At 63.2% G+C, this 24,495-nt stretch carries 21 protein-coding genes; 11 read left to right on the forward strand and 10 right to left on the reverse strand.

Annotated elements, in window-relative coordinates:
- The first annotated feature begins 131 nt into the window (after positions 1-131).
- From C7I36_RS01055 to C7I36_RS01065, 3 genes are read left to right on the forward strand one after another with little or no spacing between them, the layout of a single operon-like run.
- A complete protein-coding gene (locus tag C7I36_RS01055; protein ID WP_106451893.1) occupies positions 132-1,490 on the forward strand; it encodes a glutamine synthetase family protein in 1,359 nt (452 codons plus the stop codon).
- Between the two features lie 15 nt (positions 1,491-1,505).
- Positions 1,506-2,780 carry an NAD(P)/FAD-dependent oxidoreductase gene (locus C7I36_RS01060; protein ID WP_106451894.1) on the forward strand — a complete coding sequence of 425 codons (1,275 nt, stop codon included), beginning with the start codon at positions 1,506-1,508 and terminating at the stop codon, positions 2,778-2,780.
- Positions 2,781-2,828: 48 nt separating this feature from the next.
- The gene (locus C7I36_RS01065) at positions 2,829-3,089 is read left to right on the forward strand and encodes a DUF1289 domain-containing protein (protein WP_106451895.1); all 261 of its coding nucleotides are present in this window, start codon (positions 2,829-2,831) and stop codon (positions 3,087-3,089) included.
- Between the two features lie 60 nt (positions 3,090-3,149).
- On the opposite strand, the gene C7I36_RS01070 is transcribed toward C7I36_RS01065, so the two are convergent.
- A complete protein-coding gene (locus C7I36_RS01070; RefSeq protein ID WP_106451896.1) occupies positions 3,150-4,061 on the reverse strand; it encodes a LysR substrate-binding domain-containing protein in 912 nt (303 codons plus the stop codon).
- A gap of 114 nt (positions 4,062-4,175) precedes the next feature.
- Here C7I36_RS01070 and C7I36_RS01075 point away from each other — a divergent pair, with 114 nt between their 5' ends.
- The gene (locus C7I36_RS01075; protein WP_219899571.1) at positions 4,176-5,399 is read left to right on the forward strand and encodes a M20 aminoacylase family protein; all 1,224 of its coding nucleotides are present in this window, start codon (positions 4,176-4,178) and stop codon (positions 5,397-5,399) included.
- A 94-nt stretch (positions 5,400-5,493) separates the two neighbouring features.
- A complete protein-coding gene (locus C7I36_RS01080; RefSeq protein WP_106451957.1) occupies positions 5,494-6,900 on the forward strand; it encodes a YfcC family protein in 1,407 nt (468 codons plus the stop codon).
- 18 nt (positions 6,901-6,918) lie between these two features.
- Here C7I36_RS01080 and C7I36_RS01085 read toward each other — a convergent pair whose 3' ends face one another.
- The 6 genes from C7I36_RS01085 to ppsA form a co-directional block, all read right to left on the reverse strand.
- Positions 6,919-7,773 (reverse strand): alpha/beta fold hydrolase, encoded by an 855-nt coding sequence (locus C7I36_RS01085; RefSeq protein WP_106451898.1) that lies wholly within the window; start codon positions 7,771-7,773, stop codon positions 6,919-6,921.
- Complete coding sequence (locus tag C7I36_RS01090; protein WP_106451899.1) at positions 7,766-8,572, reverse strand: MetQ/NlpA family ABC transporter substrate-binding protein; 807 nt, start codon at positions 8,570-8,572, stop codon at positions 7,766-7,768. Before C7I36_RS01090 ends, C7I36_RS01085 begins: the two co-directional genes overlap by 8 nt.
- Positions 8,573-8,665: 93 nt before the next feature.
- Positions 8,666-9,382 (reverse strand): 7-carboxy-7-deazaguanine synthase QueE, encoded by a 717-nt coding sequence (gene queE, locus C7I36_RS01095; RefSeq protein ID WP_106451900.1) that lies wholly within the window; start codon positions 9,380-9,382, stop codon positions 8,666-8,668.
- A complete protein-coding gene (gene queD / locus C7I36_RS01100) occupies positions 9,379-9,735 on the reverse strand; it encodes a 6-carboxytetrahydropterin synthase QueD (RefSeq protein WP_106451901.1) in 357 nt (118 codons plus the stop codon). Before queD ends, queE begins: the two co-directional genes overlap by 4 nt.
- Entirely contained in the window at positions 9,735-10,430 is a 696-nt protein-coding gene (gene queC, locus C7I36_RS01105) for a 7-cyano-7-deazaguanine synthase QueC (RefSeq protein WP_106451902.1), read from the reverse strand. The genes queD and queC overlap by 1 nt, the downstream gene beginning before the upstream one ends.
- Before the next feature lie 282 nt (positions 10,431-10,712).
- A complete protein-coding gene (gene ppsA / locus C7I36_RS01115; protein ID WP_106451904.1) occupies positions 10,713-13,088 on the reverse strand; it encodes a phosphoenolpyruvate synthase in 2,376 nt (791 codons plus the stop codon).
- A gap of 183 nt (positions 13,089-13,271) precedes the next feature.
- Between ppsA and ppsR the strand changes: the two genes are divergently transcribed.
- Entirely contained in the window at positions 13,272-14,084 is an 813-nt protein-coding gene (gene ppsR / locus C7I36_RS01120; protein WP_106451905.1) for a posphoenolpyruvate synthetase regulatory kinase/phosphorylase PpsR, read from the forward strand.
- A gap of 332 nt (positions 14,085-14,416) precedes the next feature.
- Positions 14,417-15,829 (forward strand): uracil-xanthine permease family protein, encoded by a 1,413-nt coding sequence (locus C7I36_RS01125; RefSeq protein WP_106451906.1) that lies wholly within the window; start codon positions 14,417-14,419, stop codon positions 15,827-15,829.
- A 131-nt stretch (positions 15,830-15,960) separates the two neighbouring features.
- On the opposite strand, the gene malG is transcribed toward C7I36_RS01125, so the two are convergent.
- From malG to malE, 3 genes are all read right to left on the reverse strand, one after another.
- Positions 15,961-16,851 carry a maltose ABC transporter permease MalG gene (gene malG, locus C7I36_RS01130; RefSeq protein WP_096779288.1) on the reverse strand — a complete coding sequence of 297 codons (891 nt, stop codon included), beginning with the start codon at positions 16,849-16,851 and terminating at the stop codon, positions 15,961-15,963.
- A gap of 16 nt (positions 16,852-16,867) precedes the next feature.
- Positions 16,868-18,451, reverse strand: a complete 1,584-nt coding sequence (malF, locus tag C7I36_RS01135; RefSeq protein ID WP_106451907.1) for a maltose ABC transporter permease MalF — start codon at positions 18,449-18,451, stop codon at positions 16,868-16,870.
- A 95-nt stretch (positions 18,452-18,546) separates the two neighbouring features.
- Positions 18,547-19,731 carry a maltose/maltodextrin ABC transporter substrate-binding protein MalE gene (gene malE / locus C7I36_RS01140; protein ID WP_096779290.1) on the reverse strand — a complete coding sequence of 395 codons (1,185 nt, stop codon included), beginning with the start codon at positions 19,729-19,731 and terminating at the stop codon, positions 18,547-18,549.
- Between the two features lie 387 nt (positions 19,732-20,118).
- Between malE and C7I36_RS01150 the strand changes: the two genes are divergently transcribed.
- The 4 genes from C7I36_RS01150 (at position 20,119) to malM (ending at position 24,421) form a co-directional block, all read left to right on the forward strand.
- Entirely contained in the window at positions 20,119-21,096 is a 978-nt protein-coding gene (locus C7I36_RS01150) for an alpha-amylase family protein (protein WP_106451909.1), read from the forward strand.
- A 3-nt stretch (positions 21,097-21,099) separates the two neighbouring features.
- Complete coding sequence (gene malK / locus C7I36_RS01155; protein WP_106451910.1) at positions 21,100-22,206, forward strand: maltose/maltodextrin ABC transporter ATP-binding protein MalK; 1,107 nt, start codon at positions 21,100-21,102, stop codon at positions 22,204-22,206.
- An 85-nt stretch (positions 22,207-22,291) separates the two neighbouring features.
- Positions 22,292-23,515 carry a maltoporin gene (locus tag C7I36_RS01160; protein ID WP_106451911.1) on the forward strand — a complete coding sequence of 408 codons (1,224 nt, stop codon included), beginning with the start codon at positions 22,292-22,294 and terminating at the stop codon, positions 23,513-23,515.
- Positions 23,516-23,593: 78 nt separating this feature from the next.
- The gene (gene malM, locus C7I36_RS01165; RefSeq protein ID WP_106451912.1) at positions 23,594-24,421 is read left to right on the forward strand and encodes a maltose operon protein MalM; all 828 of its coding nucleotides are present in this window, start codon (positions 23,594-23,596) and stop codon (positions 24,419-24,421) included.
- The last annotated feature ends 74 nt before the right edge of the window (positions 24,422-24,495 follow it).

Consider the following 24,495-nt stretch of genomic DNA (forward strand, 5'->3'; position numbering starts at 1 on the left):
AGGAAAAGTCTGCCGGCGCAAATGTAAACGGGATCGAGATCGAATTTAACAAAATTATCCATATATTAAACACACAATTTCATGCTTACCTGACAGGGTAACGGTCGGTTCGCTCGTTTAAGGAAGAACTTATGCACAAGCCTCAGGGTGCCCGCCACCCCCATCAACCCAAAACCCCCTGGAGTGACTACCAGTCCGTCGACCTCATGCTGTGCGACATCAACGGTGTGCTCAGGGGCAAGCGTATCCAGACCAGCGCCCTGGAAAAGGCGCTGCGCGACGGCATCAGCCTGCCCGCCTCGGTATTCGCCCTCGATATCACCGGCCAGACGGTGGAGGAAACCGGGCTCGGCTTCGCCCAGGGCGACAGCGATCGCATCTGCCGGCTGCTGCCCCACACCCTGGCCCCGGTGCCCTGGCACAAAACCCCTTCCGGCCAGATCCTGATGACCATGGAAGAAAGCGACGGCAGCCCCTTCTTCGCCGATCCGCGCCATGTGCTGCAAAAGGTGACCCAGCGCCTGCTCGACAAGGGCCTGCGGCCCTGCGTGGCGGTGGAGCTGGAGTTCTACCTGGTGGATCAGAAGGAAGGCCCGGACGGCCTGCCCCAGCCGCCCATACTGCCGGGCACCGACGAACGCATGCACGACACCCAGGTCTATTCCCTGGACGACCTCGACAGCTGGGAAGACTTTCTGGTGCGGGTGGCGGAAGTATGCGAAATGCAGCAGATCCCCGCCGACAACGCGGTGGCGGAATACGCCCCGGGCCAGTTTGAAATCAACCTCACCCACCAGCACGATGCCGTCGCCGCCTGCGACCAGGCGATACTGCTCAAGCGGGCGATCAAGGCCATCGCCATCAAGGAAGGCATGTATGCCACCTTTATGGCCAAGCCCTATAACGGCCAGGCCGGATCGGGCATGCACATCCACGTCAGCCTGCTCGACGAGGCCGGCAACAATGTCTTTGCCGAGGATCACGAGCTGCTGCGCCAGGCCATTGCCGGCAACCTCAGCATGCTGCCCGAGTGCATGGCGCTGTTCGCCCCCAACGCCAACTCCTACCGCCGGCTGCAGCCGCACATGTATGTGCCGCTGCACGCCAGCTGGGGCTTCGACAACCGCACCGTGGCCCTGCGCATCCCCTCCGGCGACAAGGGCAGCACCCGGCTCGAGCATCGGGTGGCCGGCGCCGACGCCAACCCCTATCTGGTGGTCGCCGCCATTCTCGCCGCCATCGACCACGGCATCAGCGAGCAACTGCGTCCCCCCGCCCCCATCCAGGGCGACGCCAACAAGCTCGACTTGCAACTGCTGCCCTACCGCTGGCAGGATGCCCTCGATCGCTTCGCCCAGTCGCACCGGCTGTCCCAGTACCTGGGCAAGGATTTTCACCGTGCCTACCTGATCAACAAACGCCACGAGCTGGCCGAGTTCGACCAGCACGTCACCCCGCTGGAATACCAGTGGTATCAACATCTGGTTTAGCCATTTGGAGCCTTTATGCAACAGCACGCCGATTCCTACTATGCCGCCTCGGCCAACCTGGCCCTGAGCTATCCGCCGCTGGAAGAGTCTCTGGAGGTGGATGTCTGCATCGTCGGCGCCGGCATTACCGGCGCCTCGGCGGCGCTGGCCCTGGCCGAGCGCGGCTACAAGGTGGCGGTGCTGGAAGGCAGGCTGGCGGGCTGGGGCGCCTCGGGGCGCAGCGGCGGCCAGATGATCTTCGGCTACGCCTGCGATCAGGCCAAGCTCACCCGGCTGGTGGGGATGGAGGCAAGCCGGGCCCTGTGGGACATCTCCCTCGAGGCCATGACGCTGATGCGCCGGCGCATCCGGGAACACGCCATCGACTGCGATCTGGCCGACGGCCATCTGCACGCCGCGGTAAAACCGCGCCACATGACCGAGCTGGAAGGCTGGGCCCGGGAGTTGCGCCGGGACTTTGGCTACGAGCCGCTCGAGCTGTGGAGCCGGGAGCGGGTGCGCGGCCAACTGGCCAGCGATGCCTACCTGGGCGGCCTCTATGACCCCAACAGCGGCCATGTGCACCCGCTCAACTACACCCTGGGATTGGTCAGGGCCGCGGCCGGGGCCGGCGCGCGCTTTTTCGAACACAGCCCGGTCACCCGCGTCGAGCGGGGCGCCACCCCGGTGGCCCATACCCCCAGGGGAAAGGTACGCTGCCGGCACCTGCTGCTGTGCGGCAATGCCTACCTCGAGGGCATAGTCCCCGAGATAGAGCGCAAAATCATGCCGGTGGGCACCTATATCACCGCCACCGAGCCGCTCGGTGAAACGCGCGCCCGGGAGCTTATCCGCAACAACATGGCGGTGGCCGATATCAACTTCGTGCTCGACTATTTCCGCCTGAGCGCCGACCACCGGCTGCTGTTCGGCGGCCGGGTCAGCTACTCCCGGCTGGATCCCCTCAACCTGGCGGACGCCATGGGCAAGCGGCTGCGCCAGGTCTTTCCCCAGTTGCAGGGCGTGAAGCAGCAATACACCTGGGGCGGCTATGTGGGCATCACCATGAACCGGGCGCCCCACTTCGGCCGCCTCGACGGCAATGTCTATTTCGCCCAGGGCTTTTCCGGCCACGGCATCGCCCTCACCGGCATGGCCGGCACCCTGATGGCCGAGGCCATCGCCGGCTCGGCCGAGCGCTTCGATCTGTTCGGGCGCATCCCCCACCCGGATTTTCCCGGCGGCCGGCTGCTGCGCACCCCGGCCCTGGTGCTGGCCATGGCCTGGTACCGGCTGCGGGATTTGTTGTAAAAAACACCGGAATATGCTCCAGTGAAAGCAGAAACAGGGAGGCGGCTAATGGAGCAACTGGAGTTTTTTGATGTCCCCAGCCCCTGCATCGGCGTCTGCCAGGCCAACAACAAAGGCTACTGCAAGGGCTGCTTTCGCAGCCGGGAAGAGCGCTTCAACTGGCTGGCGTTCACCCCGGCCCAGCGTCGCGACGTCATCCGCCTGTGCCAGGACCGCAAGCGCCGGGTGCTGGCCGCCGCCCGCAAAAAACAACTGGAGCTAGAGCTCGAACAACAGAATATTCCGCCTCAGGATACGCTGCCGTTGTAATAGCTCTGCTCGCTTCATCCCCGCACGTTATTCACTCTCCTCTATTTATATCCCCTGGCTCTAAGCTGAGGGCACCAGCTCCAGTTCGGTGATCCGGCGTCGGAACAGGCTGACCAGGCGCTCCGCTCCCAAGTTTAGCGGTACTCCCCTGAGGGTAAGCAAGCCCAGCGCGTGAGCCGGAAATCTGGGCAGAGAATCAAAACAGGACAGTCCGCAACCGGACAGCGGATCCTCAAAAAATACCCGCGGGCCAAAGCCCACCAGATCGGTACGGCGGATCAACTCCACCATCAGCAAGGGCGAATCACAATGCACAATGCGCTGTGACAGCGACCCTCCCTGTGTATCGAGCCAGCTCACCAGCTGCTGGGCCGAACTCCCGGTGGTCAGGTTCAGCACCCAGCGGGCATCCACCATCTGTGACCAGTCGGTAGCGGCCAGTAACGGATGCCCTTCCCGCGCCACCGGCTCGGAAAAGATACGCGTCAGGGGCTCGAAGGCGATCTCGTAGGGCAGCTGTTCCGGCTCGGCCACGGCAATGGCAAAGTCTAGGTGTCCTTCCAGCAGGCCGGGCAATACCGTGGTCAGCATGCCTTCCACAAACTTCAGACTGACATCCGGAAATTCCCGCTCAAACTCGTTCAATACCGTTGGCAAGGCCGTCGAGGCAACGGCCGTGGTCACGGCAGCGGTAACCTTGAGCCCGGCGCCCCCCCGCAACCAGCGAATTTCATTGCGCGCCCTGTCCAGGGTAGACAAGGCCAGGCGTGCCCGGCTCAGCAACGTCTTGCCGGCGGGCGTAAATTCAACCCCGCGATAACTGCGGATAAGCAACTGGGTACCCAGATCGCCCTCCAGCTCCCGCAGCGCCTTGGTCAGGGCGCTCTGGCTCAGGTTAAGTGCCCTGGCTGCACCACGAATGGAGCCTTCTTCGGCCACTTTTACCAGAGCCCTTAGCTGATGATCTTTCATATCACATGATTACCAAAAGTTGTCACCAGGCAAAAATTACTGCCTTTTTTCTATCACCAACGGCTGACATTATTGCGAGCCATAGATGAAATATTGTGTCAGCCGGTGAGTATTATGACAATGAATGCGAATGATAAAGCAGCCCTCGAGCGGATGAAGGCCTGGCGCCACCAAATCCATCAGCACCCGGAGCTGGGTTTTGAAGAGTTCTCCACCAGCCGGCTGGTCGCGGCACAACTGCGGGAATGGGGCTATGAAGTGCATACCGGCATTGCCATCACTGGTGTCGTCGGAATACTGCGCTGGGGCGATGAGCCCGGCCTTCGCCTGGGCCTGCGCGCCGACATGGATGCCTTGCCCATTCAAGAGGCCACCGGCTTGCCCTGGGCCAGCCAGGTCGATGGCAAGATGCATGCCTGCGGTCATGACGGCCACACCGCCATTCTGCTGGGTGTGGCCGAAACCATGGCCCGCCGCCAGCGGGAACAAGGGCTGTCCGGCAGCGGTACCCTGACCCTGATTTTCCAACCGGCCGAGGAGCTGGGCGGCGGCGGCGGCGCCCAACGCATGCTCGAAGAAGGCCTGTTCGAGCGCTTTCCCTGCGATGCGCTTTTTGCCCTGCATAACTTTCCCGGTGTGCCCGTGGGCAAGCTCTGCTTTCGCGAAGGCGCCTTTATGGCCTCGTCAGATACCGCCAGACTGACCTTCGTCGGCAAGGGCGGTCACGGCGCCCTGCCCCAGCTGTCCCGGGATCCCACCCTGCCGGCGGCGGCCACCGTACTGGCCCTGCAAAGCATTGTTGGCCGCAATGTGGATCCCAGTCTGGTCTCGGTGATCAGCGTTGGCCGCATGCAGGCGGGCACCTCTGCCAACGTGATCCCCAACACCGCCGAGCTGGAGCTCACCATTCGCACCTTGGATCCCGGGGTGCGCGACACCCTAGAACGCCGTATTCGCACCCTGGCCCGGTCCCAGGCCGAAGCCTTCGACTGCCAGTGCAACATAGACTACCAGCGCGGCTACCCGGTGCTGATGAATGATCCGGCCATGACTCGCCTCGCGGTCGAGACCGCCCGGGAACAGTTCGGCAACGACCATGTCGAGGCACCCACCGCCCCCCTGACCGGCAGTGAAGACTGCGCCTACTTTCTGGAGCAGGTGCCCGGCTGTTACTTCCTGGTCGGTAATGGCGACAACGGCCACCAGGCCGGCGCCCGGCTGGGGCCCTGCAGCCTGCATAACCCCCATTACGACTTTAACGACGACTGTATGGAAACCGCCGCCACCTTTCTGGTGAAGCTGATCTCCCGTTATTTCGATCAGTCGGTACAGCCCTGACAATGGCGTTCAATTGCCAATGCCCTTCATTTTCAAGGAGAGACACATGAACCAGCCCCATCCCCGTGCCGGGAGCGATAACAAGGAGAGAGACATGAACCAGCCCCACCCCCGTGCCGGGAGCGATAAGAAGCAACGCAAGTGGTTTAACGAGTTTCCCGATCCCATGGTGTTAATCTTCATGGTGCTGGTCGCGGTATACCTGCTGACCTTTATCATTCCCGCTGGCGAGTTCGCCCGCGAGCTCGTGGACGGCAGAAACCGGGTGATTCCCGACTCCTTCCAGTTGCTGGCGGAAACGGCTCCGCTACATTTCTTCGATCTGTTCCTGGCCATTCCCCAGGGCATGATCAATGCCTCCCCGTTTCTGTTTATTGTGTTTATCGCCGGCGGCCTCTTTCATGTGCTGCAAAGCACGGGCGCGCTGGAAAACATGGTCGGCGTGGCCGCCAACAAGGTTGGTGCTGGCAACAGCCTGCGGAGCCGCAACCTGATCATCGTGCTGGGTACCTTTATCTATGGCTTCTTCGGGGTGGCCGTGGGTGGCGAAAACAATATCGCCCTGGTGCCGCTGGGTGTGCTGGTGGCGGCGGCCATTGGCTGCTCCCGATTGGTGGGGGTTACCATGGCCGTTGGCGGCATCGGTATCGGTTTTGCCCTGTCGCCGATCAACCCCTACACCGTGGGTGTGGCCCAGAGCATTGGCGAACTGCCACTGTTCTCAGGCTGGAGCCTGCGTCTGCTGATGGTACTGACGTCACTGGCCTTGCTGTCAGCCTATCTCTGCCTGCGCGTGGTCAAAATGGAGTTCCATGACGACCAACCGGCCGAAATGAGCAAACCGCTGCATGAATACCGGCTGTCACGCCAGGATCTGACGATTCTCGGTATTTTTTTGATCGGCCTGGCCATCCTGGTGACAGGCGTGTTCACCCGCGGCTGGTACATCAAGGAAATTACCGCCATCTTCCTGATGATGGCAATCGTGATCGGCTTTGCATCGGGCATGACTGCCAACCAACTGGTCAAGCGCATGATGGAAGGCGCGGCCTCGGTCACCTCCGGCGCCCTGGTGATTGGCCTGGCGGCCTCGATCCCGGTAATTTTGCAGGATGCCCACGTGATTGACACCATCGTCAAATCCCTGAGCGCCATCCTTGAGGGAACCCCTGTGGCTGTGGCCGCCGTGCTGACCAGCATCATTCAGGGCATCATAAATCTGTTTATTCCCAGCGGCTCGGCCCAAGCACTGATCACCATGCCGATACTGATCCCGGTGGCTGATCTGATCGGCATGAGCCGCCAGTTGATGGTCACAGCGTTCCAGATCGGCGATGGCCTGACCAACCTGTTTATTCCCACCGCGGGCGGCATTCTGGCCATGCTCGCGCTGGGGCGAGTGTCCTACGCTCAATGGCTGCCTGTCATTGTGCCCATCATGGTGCCCATCTACGTACTCTGCTGGGTCATGATGGTGGCCGCCGCCTACCTGGGCTACTGAGCAACCAGCCGGGCCGGGTTAGTCCCGGCCCAGCCATGTATTAAGCCGGCCGGCAATCAACCCGGCCGGCTTTTCTTCCATATGCAGGTGATGGCCGCCGGCAAGCACCTCAAGCTCCAATCCGGGGATCAACTCAAGCCAAGGCGCTACCCGATCCAGGCCAATGCCCTGCGTTGCCATCATCAGCCACACCGGCATGCTCAGCCGGCGCACAAAGGCGGTGATCTGCGCCTCGCACAGCCGCACCACAGAGGGCAGCACCAGTGCGCCATCGTGGCGCCACAGCCAGCCTTCAGCGGTTTGCTCCATGCCCCGGGCCAGCAACAGCCGGGCCGCTTCCCGGCTGACCGGCCAGCGGCTGTTCATGCGTGCCGTCACCGCGCTTTCAAAATCCGGATAGCAGCGTGGGCCACGGCGACGCTGGCGTTTGGCCTTTTCCAGAGCGGCGGCCAGCTGTTCCGGCAGGGTATCGGCGGCATAATCGTGAGGAACCAGACCGTCCAGCAAAAATAGCCGGCTGACCCGCTCGGGAAAGGCGCCGGCGAACAGGGTGGCCACGCTGGCCCCCATGGAATGGCCCAGCAATGCCACCTGTTTCAGCTCAAGGGCGTCCAGCAGGGCCAGCACATCGGCCACATTGTCCCAGATGTAATAGGGCTGGCCCGGCGCCTGGTGATCGGAATGGCCATGGCCGGCCAGATCCGGGGCAATCAGCCGCACACCGGGCAACCGCTGCGCCAGGGGGGTAAAGCTGGCCGCGTTGTCCAGCCAGCCGTGCAGCGCCACCAGGGGGATGCCATTCGGGTCGCCCCACTCCACCACCGCCAGCCGGCGGCCATGCACATCAATATGGAATTCTCTGGGTTTATTCATGCCAGGATTCGGGGTACTTGTAGCCTTCAAAGCGTTTGCTGGCATAGTCCTTGAACGCCTCGCTGTTATAGGCCTCAATCACGTCCTGCACAAAGGCCTTGTCCTTGTCTTCGCTGCGCACCACCACCCAGTTGATAAAATCGTAACTGCGCTCCAGAAAGAGACCTTCGCTGAACGGAATGCCACTGGAGGCGGCGTAGTTGCCGTTGATCACCGAGAAGTCCACATCCTGGCGCGAACGCGGCAACTGTGCCGCCTCCAGCGGCACCAGCCGGATGCCCTTGGGGTTTTCCGCCACATCGAACTCGCTGGCCCGCAGGGGATCTATGCCGCTCTTAAGCTTGATCCAGCCCATGTCTTCCAGCATCAGCAAGGCCCGGGCCTGGTTGGTGGGATCGTTGGGGATGGCGACGGTACTGCCCCTGGCCAGCTGCTCCAGGGCATCCAGCCGGCCGGAATAGAGTCCCATGGGTCCGGTGGGCACCTGGGTGATGGGGCTCAGCTCCAGTCCCCTGTCCTTGCTGAAGGTCTCGAGGTAGGGACGGTGCTGGAAGCAGTTCACATCCAGCGCGCCTTCCGCCAGCGCCAGGTTGGGCATGACATAATCGGTGAATTCCACCAGTTTCACGCTGTAACCCAGGGCTTCCAGCTGGGGTTTGATCGATTCGGTCACCATGTCGGCGAAATCGCCGACCGTGGTGCCGATGACGATCTCCTTTTGCTGCTGGTCCACCGCCAGCAGCGGAAACGAACACAATGACAATGCCAGCCATGGCAGGGCGCGGGAAATACGGGACATAAGCACTCCTTGTTGAATCGAATAACGCCCTCTATGGACGTTTAGACGTCCATATTATTCAAGGGGATTCAAACAGGCAATGGATTTCTCGGCTTACACGCCCCGTTCGTTGTTCCAGATGATCACGTGCAACTGGGGCAGCACCCGGGCCTCAAACCAGCCATCGGCGGTGACTCTGTCCACCAGCCAGCGCAACCGGGCGTTGAGGGCGTCGAGGTCGGTTGCCCGCTCCGGCTCGTCGGGGGTGGCCGGCGCCGGGTTGCAGGGCTGCAGGGTCAGCGGCAGTTGCGGATAGCGGGCGGCAAAATCCCGCGCCCACTGGTAGTCGGCTTCGTCGGCAATCACCAGCTTGAGGGTGACCTGGGTGTGGGCGCCGGCGGCGGCCAGACAGGCGTCGAACCGGTGCTGGCTGAAGGCCATGCCGGCGGACGGCGGCTTGGGGCTCAGGGTCAGGTGATCCAGCTCGGTAAACCAGTCCTGCACCTTGCTCCCTTGAGTTTCAATGGCAAAGGTGTAGCCCTTGGCGTGGCCGAGGGTCAGCAACTCGCCCAGGGGTTGCAGCGCCGGGTTGCCGCCGGAAAGGGTTACCAGCAGTGGCCGGCCTCCGCTCAGGCGCTCGACCTCGGCCATGATGGCTTCGGCGCTCATGGGCGCCCAATCGGCCTTGAAGCGGGGCTCTACCGCATACAGGGTGTCGCACCAACTGCAGCGAAAATCACAGCCGCCGGTGCGCACAAACACGGTGGGCACCCCGGTGAGCGCCCCTTCCCCCTGAATGGTGGGACCGAAGATTTCGCTGATGGCGATCATGGCCGGTATTCCGCCCAGGTTTTGGGGGTTTCCGACACCGCCACCGCGCTCACTTCGGGCCAGCGCTCGCAGGCCCAGTCATACAAATGACGAGCCAGGCGCTCGGCGGTGGTACATTCGTCGCCCAGCACCTCGTTGAGATGGCGGTGATCGAGCTTGTCGTCGATATAGTCCTTGAACGCCTTGAGTTCGAGGTAGTCGCGCACGAAGCCGTACTGATCCAGGGTTTCGCTTTGCAGCTCGATCACCACCACATAGTTGTGACCGTGCAGCCGGGCGCAGGGGTGCCAATCGGGCATTTGCTTGAGCTGGTGCGAGGCGGAGAAATGAAACTCTTTTTTAATGGTATACATTACTTCGCCCTCGCTACCGCATCGCGCCAGAACTGATCGTCCTGATAGGGCGTGGGATCCGCCAGGCCGGCCAGGGCCATGGCTTCGATGCGCTCCACGCAGGTGCCGCAACGGCCGCAGTGAATGTCACCGCCTTCGTAGCAGGACCAGGTCTCGGCCACCGGCACATTGAAGCGTGCCGCGTCCCGGGCAATCTCGGTCTTGTCGGCATTCACATAGGGCGCCAACAGCGCCACCTCGGCCACGCCGTCCAGCGCTTTGGCCTGCATGTCACCAAACAGGCGAATAAAGTCGGGGCGACAGTCGGGATAAATAAAGTGATCGCCACCGTGTACCGCCAGTGCGACGGTATCCAGGCCGCGGGCGGCGGCCACGCCAAAGGCGATGGTGAGCATGATGGCGTTGCGGTTGGGCACCACGGTAACCTTCATGTTTTCTTCGCTGTAGTGGCCGTGGGGCACGTCGATGTCATCGGTCAGGGCCGAGCCGGAGAGCTGACGGCCGATATGGCCGATGTCCATCACCAGGTGGGGCACACCGAGGCGCTCGGCACACAGGCGGGCGGCGTCGATTTCTTTTTTGTGGCGCTGACCGTAGTCAAAGGTCAGCAGGGCGCCGAGGGCATTGTCCGCCGCCAGCCGGTAAGCGAGCGTGACGGAGTCAAATCCGCCGGAGCAGATCAGCAGTGCTTTCATAGATTGTGTCCTTGTTTTGTCCGGGTAGGCTGCGACCGGGTAAAAAGCGATGGGCATTTTAACGCTGTGGGTGGGAAGCGCAAACAAAAAGGGCGCCGAGGCGCCCTTTGGGTATGATTCTGATCCCTCTGTCCATTCCGCAAGGGGTCGGCCAAAGGGCCAACTTCACGACACGCTTCAAGTTCATCCCTGTAACGCTCGGCAGATGCCATCCATGGCATTTGATCGGTCGTGAAGCCGTTCCCTTTAACCTCCCCCTCGAAGGCTGGCGTAACCAGAGCCTCAGTGCTTAACGTGCTCGGCCAGGTACAGCCAGGTGTCGATCACCGTGTCCGGGTTGAGGGACACGGAGTCGATGCCCTGCTCCACCAGCCAGGCGGCGAAGTCGGCGTGATCCGAGGGCCCCTGGCCGCAGATGCCCACGTACTTGCCGGCCTTGCGCGCCGCCTGGATGGCCATGGACAGCAGCGCCTTCACCGCCTCGTCCCGCTCGTCGAAGGAGCCGGCCACCAGGCCCGAGTCCCGATCCAGGCCCAGGGTAAGCTGGGTCATGTCGTTGGAGCCGATGGAGAAGCCGTCGAAGTAGGCCAGGAACTTGTCCGCCAGCAGGGCGTTGGAGGGCAGTTCGCACATCATGATCACCTTGAGCCCGTTCTCGCCGCGTTTCAAGCCGTTCTCGGCCAGGATGTCGATGACCGAGGCCGCCTCGGACAGGGTGCGCACGAAGGGGATCATGATCTCGACGTTGGTCAGACCCATGTCGCCCCGTACCCGCTTCATCGCCTCGCACTCCATGGCGAAGCAGTCGCGGAAGTCCTCGGAGATGTAGCGGGAGGCGCCGCGGAAGCCCAGCATGGGGTTTTCCTCGTCCGGCTCGTAGGCATCACCGCCCAGCAGGTTGGCGTACTCGTTGGACTTGAAGTCGGACAACCGTACGATAACCCGCTCCGGCCAGAAGGCGGCGGCCAGGGTCGAGATGCCTTCGGCCAGCTTGGCCACGAAGAACTCGCGCGGGCTGTCGTAGCCGGCAATCATCTCGTCGATCTTGAGCTTGAGCTCGGGGCTCTGGCGGTCGTACTCCAGCAGCGCCTTGGGATGCACGCCGATCATGCGGTTGATGATAAATTCGAGCCGGGCCAAGCCCACGCCCGCGTTGGGCAACTGGGCGAAGTCGAAGGCCCGGTCCGGGTTGCCCACGTTCATCATCACCTTCACCGGCGACAGGGGCATGGAGCCCACCTCCGAGGTGGCCACCTTGAACTCGAGCCGGCCGTCGTAGATAAAGCCGGTGTCGCCCTCGGCGCAGGAAACCGTCACTTCCTGGCCGTCCCGGATGCGGCTGGTGGCGTCGCCACAGCCCACCACGGCGGGAATGCCCAGCTCACGGGCGATGATGGCGGCGTGACAGGTACGGCCGCCCCGGTTGGTGACGATGGCCGCGGCCCGCTTCATGATCGGCTCCCAGTCCGGGTCGGTCATGTCGGTCACCAGCACGTCGCCGGCCTTGATCTCGTCCATCTGCTCGATGCTGTCGATGACCTTGGCCACCCCGGCACCGATCTTGTGGCCGATGGCCCGGCCCTCGGCCACCACCTGGCCCTTTTCATTGAGGGCGAAACGCTCCAGCACATTGGCGTCCTGGCGGCTGCGCACGGTTTCCGGGCGCGCCTGGACGATATAGAGCTGGCCGTCGACCCCGTCCTTGGCCCACTCGATGTCCATCGGGCGGCCGTAGTGCTGCTCGATGATCAGCGCCTGCTTGGCCAGCTCCATCACTTCCTCGTTGGTCAGCGAGAACTGGCGGCGCTCTGCCTTGCTGGTTTCCCTGATATCGACCTGCTTGCCGTGTTCCTCGGCGTTGGCGTAGATCATCTTCTGCAGCTTGGAGCCCAGGGTCTTGCGCACCACCGCCGGCCGGCCGGCCTTGAGGGTCGGTTTGTGCACGTAGAATTCGTCCGGGTTGACCGCTCCCTGCACCACCATCTCGCCCAGGCCCCAGGCGGAGGTGACGAACACCACCTGATCGAAGCCGGACTCGGTGTCCAGGGTGAACATCACGCCGGAAGCGGCGATGTCGGAGCGCACCATGCGCTGGATGCCGGCGGACAGGGCCACGCCGCGGTGGTCGTAGCCCTGGTGCACCCGGTAGGAAATGGCGCGGTCGTTGAACAGGGAGGCGAACACGTGCTTGATGGCCACCATCACCGCGTCCAGGCCGCGCACGTTGAGGAAGGTTTCCTGCTGGCCGGCGAAGGAGGCGTCGGGCATGTCCTCGGCGGTGGCGGAGGAGCGCACCGCAAAGGAGGCTTCATTGCCGGCCTGGCCGGCCAGCTCGGCGTAGGCCTGCTGGATGGCGGCTTCCAGCGCCGGCTGGAAGGGGGTGTCGATCACCCACTGGCGGATGCTGCGCCCCGCCTCGCCCAGGGCGGCGATGTTGTCCACGTCCAGCTGGTCCAGCAGGTCGTGAATGCGGGCGTTGAGCCCGCTTTGCTCCAGAAATTCGTTAAAGGCAAAGGCGGTGGTGGCAAAGCCGCCGGGCACCGACACGCCGGCGCCGGCCAGCTGGCTTATCATCTCGCCCAGGGAGGCATTCTTGCCGCCAACCCGATCCACGTCATGCATGCCGAGTTGTTGGTACCAAATCACGTATTCCTGCACTGCCACGTCTCCAAAAGTAGTTTTCGGGGTTTCCGTATTTCACCTAGTATCCGTGTGGATAAGCGGGCCCTTATAATTTTATTGGGATAGTGGGCCCACACACCGAATGATTCTACAATGGCGCCAAAAAGCAGGTAAACGTTTTACCTGGTACAAATGTTAAAAGTGAGATCTGGAGGCCCTGTGCACACGGTTTTTTATGTTTCCGATGGGACGGCGATCACAGCCGAAGTGTTCGGCCATGCGGTGCTGAGCCAGTTTCCCCTGCCCTTCGAGCAGTTCACCATCCCCTTCGTGGAAGACGAGGACAAGGCGCGGGCAGTGCAGGCCAGGATCAACGAGGCCTACCACCAGAGCGGCAAGCAGCCGCTGGTGTTCCATACCATAGTGGACGACCGTCTCAGGCACATCATCACCGCCAGCGACGCCATGTGCTACGACTTTCTCAACACCTTCGTGGCGCCCATCGAGCAGCAACTGGGGGTCAGGGCCGAGCCGCGCACCCACCGCACCCACGGCATGGAAAACAAGCAGCACTACGACGCCCGTATCGACGCGGTAAACTATGCCCTGGACAACGACGACGGGGTCAACACCAAGGAATACGACGAGGCCGACATCATACTGGTGGGCGTGTCCCGCTGCGGCAAGACCCCCACCAGCCTGTACCTGGCGCTGCAGTTCGGCATCCGGGTGGCCAATTACCCCTTTATCGACCAGGACATGGCCCGCCTGATCCTGCCCCCCGCGCTCAAGGCCAACCGCCACAAGCTGTTCGGGCTGACCATAGACGTCAACCGGCTGCAGGAGATCCGCCAGCGGCGCCGGGCCGACAGCCGCTATGCTGACATCGAGCAGTGCCGCTACGAACTCGGCCAGGTGGAAAAGCTGTTCCGCATGGAAGCCATCCCCTTTATCGATACCACCTATCACTCGGTGGAAGAGATTTCGGTCAAGATCCTGGAGCGAACCGGCATCCGCCGGCGTATTTACTGATCCCGCCCTTCCCGTGCTGTTTCCGGCACGGGCCCGCCCCAAACCCGGTACAATCCGGACACTTCCTGGTGACAGTACTCACACAAACTCTGCGATAAGCCGCACATCACTGCGTACAAATTTGAACAATATATTGATCTGATGTTTACAAAAATGTATACATTAGACCCGATGTTTAACCGGTACTTTTGACCCGACCAAGCCGTGCGAACATGAAATCCCGGTCCAGCGGATCGGACACTGTGGTGTGGCCTCCTTGCCGGATAATCCCAACAATAAAAGGCAGGACGGCGGCTGCAACTCACTTGAGCAATACCCAGGGACTTATCGCAATGAAACACAGCCAAAGCAAGTCGGTATTCGATTACTACGGCAAGCCGTCTTTCGGCAAGGCGCTGCCGCTCTCGTTCCAGCACATTCTGGCCATGATCATGGGGGCCGTGACCCCGCCGCTGATCGTGGCCGGCGTGGCCGGGGCCAACGCCCAGGAAACCATGATGCTGGTGCAGATAGCCCTGCTGTTTTCGGGCTTGTCCACCCTGCTGCAGCTTTACCCGGTCGGCCGTTTCGGCGCCGGCCTGCCCACCATCTTCGGGGTCGGCTTCGCCTATGTGCCGAGCCTGATCGCCATCGGTGCCGTCTACGGCATTCCCGGCATTCTGGGCGCGCAAATCGCCGGCGGCATCGCCATGATAGTGGTGGGCGTCTTCATCCGGCAGATCCGCCACCTGTTCCCGCCCGTGGTGGCCGGCACCGTGGTGCTGGTGATCGGCCTGTCCCTCTACGACATCGCCATCAAATACATGGCCGGCAGCGGCAACGTGGCCGCCGATGGCTTCGGCAGCGGCCAGAACTGGCTGGTGGGCCTGACCACCCTGGCGGTGGTGCTGTGCTGTTCCCAGTTCGCCCGGGGCTACCTGCGCCTGGCCGCCATCATCGTCGGCATCCTGGTGGGCTACGTCATGGCGTTTTTCTTTGGCATGGTCGACTTTACCAGCCTGCGCGAGGCGCCCTGGGTGATGATCCCGACCCCCTTCGCCATGGGCATTGAATTCCACGCCTCCGCCGTGATTTCCATGGTGGTGATCTGCATCGTCAACTCGGTACAGACCATAGGCGATCTGTCCGCCACCACGGTCGGCGGCATGAACCGGGAAATGGAAGACAGGGAACTGTCCGGCGGCCTGCTCGGCAACGGCCTGTGCACCCTGGTGGGCGCCGTGTTCGGCGGCCTGCCCACCGCCTCCTTCAGCCAGAACGTGGGCATTGTCGCCATGACCAAGGTGATCAGCCGCTATGTGCTGGGCATTGCCGCCGTTTTCCTGGTGATCGCCGGCCTGCTGCCCAAGTTTGGGGCCGTCATGACCACCATCCCCTACCCGGTGCTGGGCGGCGCCACCATTATCGTGTTCGGCATGATCACCATGACCGGCATCCAGCTCTTGGTGAAGGACGAGCTGTCGTCCCGCAACATCACCATAGTGGCGCTGTCGGTGGCCCTGGCCATGGGCCTCAATGCCGTGCCCGAGGCCATCGCCGCCCTGCCCGACACCGCCCGTATGCTGATTGGCTCGCCGGTCATCGTGGCCGCCAGCATGGCCTTTATCCTGAACATGGCCCTGCCCCGCAAATCCCTGCAGGACGAGGCCCGCGAGCGCGAGCAGATTGAGCGCGAGATGAACGGTGACGAAGCGCCCGCCACCCCTTATCAGAACCGGCAGATAAAGGCTGAAGCCGGAAACTGAAAGGGTCAGCCCAGAGGCAGGGATCTTCCCCCCGAATAGCAAAAAGCCGGTCAATGACCGGCTTTCCGTTTTATTGACGGCCGGCCCATTCCGTAACCGCCGGCCAAAAGACCCGCCCTGCCGATACCGCCCTATCCCTTCACGCCGCCGGCGGTCAGACCGCCCACCAGCCAGCGCTGGGCCAGCAAAAACACTACCGTGATGGGAATGGCAGAGAGCACGGCGGCGGCGGCGAAGTCGCCCCACAGATAGTTCTGGGGATAGAGGTACTGCTGCATGCCCACCGCCAGGGTGTAGTTCTCGACATTGCGCAGCAGCAGCGACGCCACCGGCACCTCGGTGATGGCGGCGATAAAGGAAAGGATGAACACCACCGCCAGAATGGGCACCGACAGCGGCAGCAGCACCAGCCGGAACGCCTGCCAGGGGGTGGCGCCGTCCAGGGCCGCCGCCTCCTCCAGGGAGCGGTCTATGGTCTCGAAATAGCCCTTGATGGTCCACACGTGCAGGGCGATGCCACCCAGATAGGCGAAGATCACCCCGCCGTGGGTATTGAGCCCGAGAAAGGGAACATAAAGCCCGATACGGTCGAACAGGGCATAAAGGGCCACCAGCGACAGCACCGCCGGGAACATCTGGAAGATCAGCATGCCCTTGAGCAAGCTTTCCTTGCCGCGAAAACGCAGCCGGGCAAAGGCGTAGGCGCAGGTGGTGGACAGGGCCACGATGCCGAGCGCCGAGATCACGGCGATCTTCACCGAGTTCCACAGCCACAGCAGCACCGGAAAGGGCGGCGGCGTGACGGTACCGTCCGCATGGGTGACGGCGATGCCGAGCGCCAGCTTCCAGTGTTCCAGCGAGGGATTGCTGGGAATAAGCTCGCCGGTGGCGTAGTTGCCGCTGCGAAAGGAAATGGCCACCACCACCAGCAGCGGGAACATGATGAGGGCACAGAAGGCGATGAGCCCAGCGTGGGCGGCCCATACCCGGTAACGCATCGATTTTGGTCTGACCATAGCCATGGTGTTGCTCCTTGGGTTATTTCTCGCTCAGTTCCAGCTTGCTGGCCTTGATATTGAGCACGGCCAGGGCCCCCACCAGCAGGAAGATCAGGGTGGCGATGGCGGCGGCCAGGCCGAAGTCCTGGGTGCCCGAGCCCTCGAAGGCGATGCGGTAGGTGTAGCTCACCAGCAGGTCGGTATAGCCCGCGGGGGTGGTGGTGCCTATCATGTCCGGGCGCCCGTTGGTGAGCAGCTGGATCAGGACGAAGTTGTTGAAATTGAAGGCGAAGCTGGCAATCAACAGCGGCGTGAGCGGTTTCAGCAGCAGCGGCAGAGTAATGCGCAGGAAGTTGTCCAGCGGGCCGGCGCCGTCCATGGCCGAGGCTTCGTACAAATCCTCGGGAATGGCCTTCAGCAGCCCCATGCACAATATCATCATGTAGGGATAGCCCAACCAGGTGTTGACCATGACCAGCATGGCCCTGGCCAGCAGGGGATCGGTGAACCAGTCGGGACTGATGCCGAACAGACCCGAGAGCAGCATGTTGATTTCGCCGAAGCTCTGGTTGAACAGGCCCTTGAAGATCAGGATGGAGATAAAGGCCGGCACCGCATAGGGCAGGATCAGCAGCAGCCGGTAGGTGCCCTTGCCCCGGAGCGGCTCCCATTGCACCAGGCAGGCCAGCACCATGCCCACCGCCAGGGTGAAAAACACGGTCAGCCCGGAAAACAGCACCGTCCAGATGAAGATGGAGATAAAGGGCACCTGGATGCCCTTGTCCTGGAGCACCCGGAGGAAGTTGTCCCAGCCGATCACCACGGTAAAGCCGGGGCTGACCGGCTCGCCCACGAAGTGGCCCCCCTCGTCGATGGGCTGGTAAAAACCGGTGTCGAAATTGGGCGCCAGCCGCTCTCCGCTGCGCCGGTTGAGCAGCACCAGCTCGCCTTCCGGCACATAGACGGGCTCGCTCGCGGCAAAGCGGCGCAGCGAACTCATGGTGAGCCGCTCACCGTTTGGCAGGACCACCGCCAGGGCGGACAGCGCGGCCCGGTGCTGGGTGATCACCCGGATAGGCGCCGCCTCGCCGGCCGGCGCCTCGTGGGCCGGGCTCGCGCCCAGGGGCGCCGGCGGCGGCGCCGCCAGAGTGAAAGCGTCGCTCAGGTAGGCGTCGCCGCTGTCGTCGTCGGTCAGCCACAGCCGCCATTGGCCCTCGTCCGTTTCGTACAGGGCAAAACCCAGATCCCTGCCGCTCTGAAAGCGCTGTTGTTGCAGCACCTGCTGCACCCGCTCGAGGCTGAGCTGGTTCTTGCCGCTGTAGTTGGTAAAGGCGATGCCGATGGTGCACAGCAGCGGAAACAGCACGAACAGGCCCATGCCCGCCAGCCCCGGGTAGACATAGCGCCAGGCATAGCTGCGCCGGTTGGCGAAGAGGTAGAGGCCGCTGCCCACCAGCACCAGGGTCAGCATGGCAAACAGCATCTCCCCCTGGGCGTACATCAGTATCACCAACCAGGCATTGACAAGGCCGACGCCAACGATGCACAGCCACTTCAGCCAGGCGAGCAGGGGCGGCCAGGCGGGAGATTTGAGAGGTAGGGTGGTCGTCTCTGATAACTGCATGATAACGCTCTGTCGATATGGTTGGGCGGGGCCACGACGCAAGTTGCCAGCGCCGGTATTGCCCGCCACCGGTGTGGCCGGTGGCGGGTTTTTCCTTACTTGGTGATCCGGGCGGCGGCGTCGTCGAGCGCGGCCTTCACGTCCTGTCGGCCGCTGATGGCGTTCAGGATGGCGCTGCGCTCGGCATACCAGAAGCCAGCCATTTCCGGGATGTTGGGCATGATTTCACCCTTCATGGCGTTGTCCATGGTGGCGCCGATACGGGGGTCGCTGGACAGCGCTTTCTGGTAGGAACGCAGGGCCACGGCACCCAGCGGCTTGTCGCGGTTGACCTTGTCCAGCCCCTCGTCGGTCAGCAGGTAGTTTTCCAGGAACTCCACCGCCAGTTCCTTGTTGGGGCTGGCGGCGTTGATGCCGGCGCTGAGGATGCCGGTAAACGGCTTGGAGGGGTTGCCGTTGAGGGTGGGCAGGGTGGTCACGCCGTAGTTGATGCCGGCCTTGTCGATATTGGCCCAGGCCCAGGGACCGTTGATGGTCATGGCGGTTTCGCCCTGGTTGAAGGCCGCCTCGGCGATGGCGTAGTCCACATCGGCGGAAATATGCTTGTTGTTGACTAGATCCACCAGCGTCTGCAGGCCACGCAGGGCGCCTGCGTTGTTCACGCCCACGTCCCTGGGATCGTAGCCTTCGCCGTTGAAGCGGAAGGCGTAACCGCCGTCGGCGGCGATCATCGGCCAGGTGAAGTAGGGCTCCTGCAGGTTCCACATGATGGCGGACTTGCCCCTGGCCCGCAGCTGGGTGTCGAGGGCCGGGATTTCCTCCCAACTGGCGGGGGGCTCGGCCAGCAGATCCTTGTTATAGATAAGCGACAGGGCCTCCACCGCCACCGGATAACCGATGAACTTGCCGTCGAACTTCACCGCGTCCCAGGTAAAGTCGTGCAGCTTGTTGCGGAAGGCCTGGCTGGGGTTGATCTCGGCCAGCAGGCCGGCCTGGGCATAGCCGCCGAAGCGGTCGTGGGCCCAGAAGATGATGTCGGGGCCGTCGCCGGAGGCGGCGACCTGCGGATACTTCTCTTCCAGCTTGTCCGGGTGCTCCACCCGTACCGGCACGCCGGTTTCCTGCTCGAACCACTGCCCCACCTCGGCCAGGCCATTGTAGCCCTTGTCACCGTTGATCCAGATCAGCAGCCGGCCTTCCTCGATAGCGGCCAGAGCGGAGGATGACATCATCAGGCCGGCCAAGACACCGAGGGCGACCTTACCCATTGCTTTTTCCATAGTTCCTATCCTTATCCGTGACGGGAGTTGCAAGAGCGAAAACCGTCGCATCACGGGCGGACATGACGGATTCCGGTTATCCGCATCTTCCGCCGCGAGGACGGTACCGGCATCCTCCCCCCCGCTACGCCCCCGCCCGGAAAAAGGTGAGCCGGCTCACAGCTTCCGCCGGTTATGTGACTCACCGCACAGTCGGGAGTGCCGTTATCGTTAAGCGGATCACAAAAAACGCAGCCCCCCCCTGCCCCGACCCCGACTTCCTCCCCCGGCCTGGGGGCCTCCTCCTCCCCGCTCCTCCCCCCGCAATATTTCCGTTGGTGGAGGATTTCAGCCCGCCGGCCGGCGGGCATGATGAGGCCAACGACAACCACCCCTTCGAGCCGAGCCATGTCCGACACCCGCCCCTCCAGCCTGCCCCGGAACGCGACCCTGTATCGCGTGGACAGCGCCCATTTTTTCGATGGCGATGGCGACGGCCAGGGCGATCTGGCCGGGGTATTGCGGCAACTGGACTATTTCGGCCGTTTGGGTGTGGACGGCCTGGTGCTGAGCCGGGACGATCGGCATGGCATCCCGGAGGTGCAGTGGCAGGCGTTTGCGATCCGGCTACGACAGGCCGGGCTGTCGCTCTGGCTGGCGGAAAACCGGCACTTTCGCGCCTGGCCGGAGGGCGAGGTCCTGCCCCTGTGCACCCTGGTCGATCACGGCCCCATCGGGCTGACCCACTGGCTGGAAAAGCGGGCACAGGGCGGGCAGGCAGTCTGGGCCACCGGTGGCCCGGATCTGACCCGGGTGGTCAGCCGCTGCGGCGGCGGCGATCTCAAAGTGGCCCTGCCCTACCTGGCTCTGCTGGCCTGCCTGCCCGGCCCCATCGGCCTGTGGCAGGGCGAAGAGCTGGGCCTGCCCCACGCCGCCGAACCGGGCGACACCAGGGGTAACCGCAGCCCCCTGCCCTGGGTCGAATACCCGGAGCAAAGTCCGGTCGCGCAGCAACCCATGCAGCGCCGGGTTGCCACCGAGCACAGGGCCATGGCCGTCAGCCGCCAGGAGCAGGAACCCGAGTCCCCCCTCAACCAGTGCCGCCGCCTGCTGCAATGGCGCCGCCGGCAGCCGCTGGTGGCCAACGGCCGGATCGCCGCCACCGGCCTGCACGACGGCCTGCTGTGGGTGCAACTGGCGGGCGCGCAGCCGTCACTGACCGTGGTCCTCAACCTGCTGCCCTATCGCCAGCAGCACCGGCTGGCCCCGCTCCCGAACGGCTGGCAAACGGAGCTGATCCTCGGCCAGGCCGAACTGAGCGACGACCATCAATTGAACCTTGGCGGTTTCGCCGCCGCCATCGTCACGCCCAAGGTACAGGAGTAATTCATGGCCAATGTCAGCCTGCACAAGGTGTGCAAGTCATATGGAGACGTCCATATCTCCAGGGATATCGACCTGGACATCCGCGACGGTGAATTTGTGGTGTTTGTCGGCCCCTCCGGCTGCGGCAAGTCCACCCTGCTGCGCATGATCGCCGGGCTGGAAGATATCACCTCGGGGGAACTGCAGATCGGTGAAACCCGCATGAACGAGGTGCAGCCCTCGGAGCGGGGCGTGGGCATGGTATTCCAGTCCTACGCCCTCTACCCGCACCTGTCGGTGGCCGACAACATGTCGTTCGGACTCAAGCTGGCCGGTACGCCCAAGGCAGAAATCCGGCAACGGGTCAACCACGCCGCCGAGATCCTGCAACTGGCCCACTTGCTGGAGCGCCGCCCCAAGGAACTGTCCGGCGGCCAGCGCCAGCGGGTGGCCATCGGCCGCACCCTGGTGGCGGAACCCCGGGTGTTCCTGCTCGACGAGCCGCTGTCCAACCTGGACGCCGGCCTGCGGGTGCAGATGCGCATTGAAATCGCCCGCCTGCACAAGCGGCTCAAGAGCACCATGATCTACGTCACCCACGATCAGGTAGAAGCCATGACCCTGGCCGACAAGATAGTGGTGCTGGACGCAGGCCGGGTGGCCCAGGTGGGCAGGCCGCTCGAACTCTACCACTACCCCGCCAACCGCTTCGTCGCCGGCTTTATCGGCTCGCCCAAGATGAACTTCCTGCCGGTGAAGGTGACCGCCGCCGAGGCCGGGCGAGTGGAGATAAGTACCAACGACACCCGCTTCTGGATCCCGGTGGACGGTCGCGCCGTGCAGGAGGGCGCCAATATGTCGCTCGGCATCCGTCCCGAACACCTGCTGCCCGCCGAACAGGCATCGGTCCGCCTTAGCGGCGAAGTACAGGTGGTGGAGCAACTGGGCAACGAAACCCAGATGCACGTCCGCATCCCCGCCCTCAAATGCAACCTGATTTACCGGCACAACGACGTGCAACTGGTGGAGGAAGGTCAATTGCTGGAGATAGGCATTGCGCCCGAGCGCTGCCACCTGTTCCACGAAGACGGCCGGGCCTGTCGCCGGCTGCACGTCGAGCCGGGCGTCTGACCGGGCACCGATACAACCGACCTTTTTAATCAAGCAAGGCCGACCAGGGAATGGTCCCTGCACCAGGCCAACAAGGAGAACTCAAATGAACAAATGGCGTTTACTTCCCGTTGCATCCGCCGTGGCGGCGGTCATGGCCGGCCAGGCCATGGCGGTGGAATTCCACGGCTACGCCCGTTCCGGTATCGGATGGACCAGCGGCGGCGGTGATCAAGAGTGCTTCGCCGCCACCGGTGCCGCTGCCAAGTACCGCCTCGGCAACGAGTGCGAAACCTACGCCGAACTGAAGCTGGGCCAGGAATTGTGGGCCGAGGGTGGCAAGAGCTTCTACTTCGACACCAACCTGGCCTACGCCATTTCTCAGCAGAACGACTGGGAACAGGTCGAGCCTGCCTTCCGAGAGGTCAACGTCCAGGCCCGCAACGTCTTCGACGCCCTGCCGGGCGCCACCCTGTGGGCGGGCAAGCGCTTCTATCAGCGTCATGACGTGCACATGCTCGATTTCTACTACTGGGATATCTCCGGCCCCGGCGCCGGCCTGGAAAACGTCGACCTCGGCTTCGGCAAGCTGTCGCTGGCGGTCACCCGCAACACCGAGGAAGGCGGCGCCGCCGGCTTCGGGAGCGATGACAATGCCTACAACAACGTCTTCGATATCCGCCTGGCCGGCCTGCAGACCAACCAAGACGGCAACCTGGAACTGGGCCTGGACTACGGTCGCGCCGGCACCAAACACGATGCCTCTCTGCATCCGGACGCCACCAAGGACGGCTACATGCTTACCGCCCAGCACACACAGGGCAACTTCTTCGGCGGCTTCAACAAGTTCGTGGCGCAATACGCCACCGATTCCATGACCTCCTGGAATTCAGGCCACTCACAAGGTGCCAGCACCAGCAACCACGGCAACATGCTACGCCTGATCAACCACGGTGTGGTACAGCCCGCCAGCGACTGGGAGCTGATGTACGTGGCCCTGTACCAGGATATCGATCTGGACAACAACAACGGCAGCACTTGGTACTCGGCGGGCGTGCGCCCCATGTACAAGTGGAGCAACACCATGAGCACCCTGCTCGAACTGGGCTATGACAACGTCAAGGACCAGGCCAGCGGCAAGCGCAACGATCAGATGAAATACACCCTGGCCCAGCAGTGGCAGGCCGGCGACAGCATCTGGGCCCGCCCGGCCATCCGCCTGTTCGCCACCTACGCCGACTGGAACGACAAGTGGGGGGACCGCGCCGGCACCTCGGAGGCGAACGACGGCGAAGTGACCTTCGGCGTGCAGATGGAAGCCTGGTGGTAAACCCCTTGGAGTGCGGGCGGCTCGTCCGCGCTCCCGGATTTTTTCGATCATAGGGCACCACTACAGATAGGAGGCATCATGAACAAAACGCTAGTCGCCTTGTGCCTGTTCGGCGCCGTGCTGGCCGCCCGGCCCGTGGCGGCGGCCGAGGCACCGCAGGACTTGCCGACCATCGGTCAGCAGCAGCTTGCCGCCCTGCAATGGCAGCCACTGAACCCACCGGTCACCGAAACCCTCGTGCTCGATGACGCCGGCCCCCGGCTCGACACCGGACTGGGCGAAGGGCCGGTCGCGGCCTTCACCCTGCCCGCCGACCGGGGCACCCTGGAGCTCACCCTGCACAGCCTGGTGAACGAGCACAATCAGGTCTTCGCCCCCAATGTGCTGGTGCTGGATGAACAGCTGCGGCCCGCCGCCTTCTATCCCGCCGACGCCTTTCCCTTCGCCTCCGGCCGGCTGCTGCTGGACAACCGGCTGGCAGGCAGCATCAGGTTGACGCCCATGCCGGGGCAACAACGGATCCATATACTGGTGTTCACCCGGAGCGAAGACCTGGCCCGACATACCATGATGCCCCACCCGGCCAAGGTGCATGCCCAGGCCATCGGCAACCAGCCGCCGGCCATCCCGGATGTGCGGGTGTCCCATCAGCCCCAGGGCAAGCTGCAACTGAAGGTGGCGGCCGAGCAGAAGCAGGGTGCCGTGGTCATAGGTCCGCAGCCTCTGGCGGCAACAGCAGCCAGTCCGGCCGCAGCACCCCAGCCCGAAACCGAGGCCTACTTTACCCAGGCCATCCGCGCCGCCGCCGGCCAGGGGGACATCGACAAGGCCCTGCGCCTGATGGAAGAAGCCGAGCGGCTGGGCGTCAATTCCGCCCGCCGCACCTTTGTGGAGGCGGTGAAGTAGCCGTCCTGCCTACTGACTTTCCTTGTGTTTGGGTGTGCACTGCACACCCTTTTTTCATCCATGCCGGCAGCACC

The sequence above is a fragment of the Zobellella taiwanensis genome (assembly GCF_003012795.1).
In the GTDB taxonomy this organism is placed as follows: Bacteria; Pseudomonadota; Gammaproteobacteria; order Enterobacterales; family Aeromonadaceae; genus Oceanimonas; species Oceanimonas taiwanensis.

Bases quoted from the DNA above. Each gene is read 5' to 3' on its own strand.
- malK (WP_106451910.1), top strand. From the start codon at position 21,100: ATGGCCAATGTCAGCCTGCACAAGGTGTGCAAGTCATATGGAGACGTC.
- C7I36_RS01090 (WP_106451899.1), bottom strand. From the start codon at position 8,572: ATGTCCCGTATTTCCCGCGCCCTGCCATGGCTGGCATTGTCATTGTGT.
- malF (WP_106451907.1), bottom strand. From the start codon at position 18,451: ATGCAGTTATCAGAGACGACCACCCTACCTCTCAAATCTCCCGCCTGG.
- C7I36_RS01070 (WP_106451896.1), bottom strand. From the start codon at position 4,061: ATGAAAGATCATCAGCTAAGGGCTCTGGTAAAAGTGGCCGAAGAAGGC.
- C7I36_RS01125 (WP_106451906.1), top strand. From the start codon at position 14,417: ATGAAACACAGCCAAAGCAAGTCGGTATTCGATTACTACGGCAAGCCG.
- malG (WP_096779288.1), bottom strand. From the start codon at position 16,851: ATGGCTATGGTCAGACCAAAATCGATGCGTTACCGGGTATGGGCCGCC.
- C7I36_RS01080 (WP_106451957.1), top strand. From the start codon at position 5,494: ATGAACCAGCCCCACCCCCGTGCCGGGAGCGATAAGAAGCAACGCAAG.
- malE (WP_096779290.1), bottom strand. From the start codon at position 19,731: ATGGAAAAAGCAATGGGTAAGGTCGCCCTCGGTGTCTTGGCCGGCCTG.
- C7I36_RS01065 (WP_106451895.1), top strand. From the start codon at position 2,829: ATGGAGCAACTGGAGTTTTTTGATGTCCCCAGCCCCTGCATCGGCGTC.
- C7I36_RS01055 (WP_106451893.1), top strand. From the start codon at position 132: ATGCACAAGCCTCAGGGTGCCCGCCACCCCCATCAACCCAAAACCCCC.
- C7I36_RS01075 (WP_219899571.1), top strand. From the start codon at position 4,176: ATGACAATGAATGCGAATGATAAAGCAGCCCTCGAGCGGATGAAGGCC.
- queD (WP_106451901.1), bottom strand. From the start codon at position 9,735: ATGTATACCATTAAAAAAGAGTTTCATTTCTCCGCCTCGCACCAGCTC.
- C7I36_RS01150 (WP_106451909.1), top strand. From the start codon at position 20,119: ATGTCCGACACCCGCCCCTCCAGCCTGCCCCGGAACGCGACCCTGTAT.
- C7I36_RS01160 (WP_106451911.1), top strand. From the start codon at position 22,292: ATGAACAAATGGCGTTTACTTCCCGTTGCATCCGCCGTGGCGGCGGTC.
- malM (WP_106451912.1), top strand. From the start codon at position 23,594: ATGAACAAAACGCTAGTCGCCTTGTGCCTGTTCGGCGCCGTGCTGGCC.
- C7I36_RS01085 (WP_106451898.1), bottom strand. From the start codon at position 7,773: ATGAATAAACCCAGAGAATTCCATATTGATGTGCATGGCCGCCGGCTG.
- queE (WP_106451900.1), bottom strand. From the start codon at position 9,382: ATGATCGCCATCAGCGAAATCTTCGGTCCCACCATTCAGGGGGAAGGG.
- queC (WP_106451902.1), bottom strand. From the start codon at position 10,430: ATGAAAGCACTGCTGATCTGCTCCGGCGGATTTGACTCCGTCACGCTC.
- C7I36_RS01060 (WP_106451894.1), top strand. From the start codon at position 1,506: ATGCAACAGCACGCCGATTCCTACTATGCCGCCTCGGCCAACCTGGCC.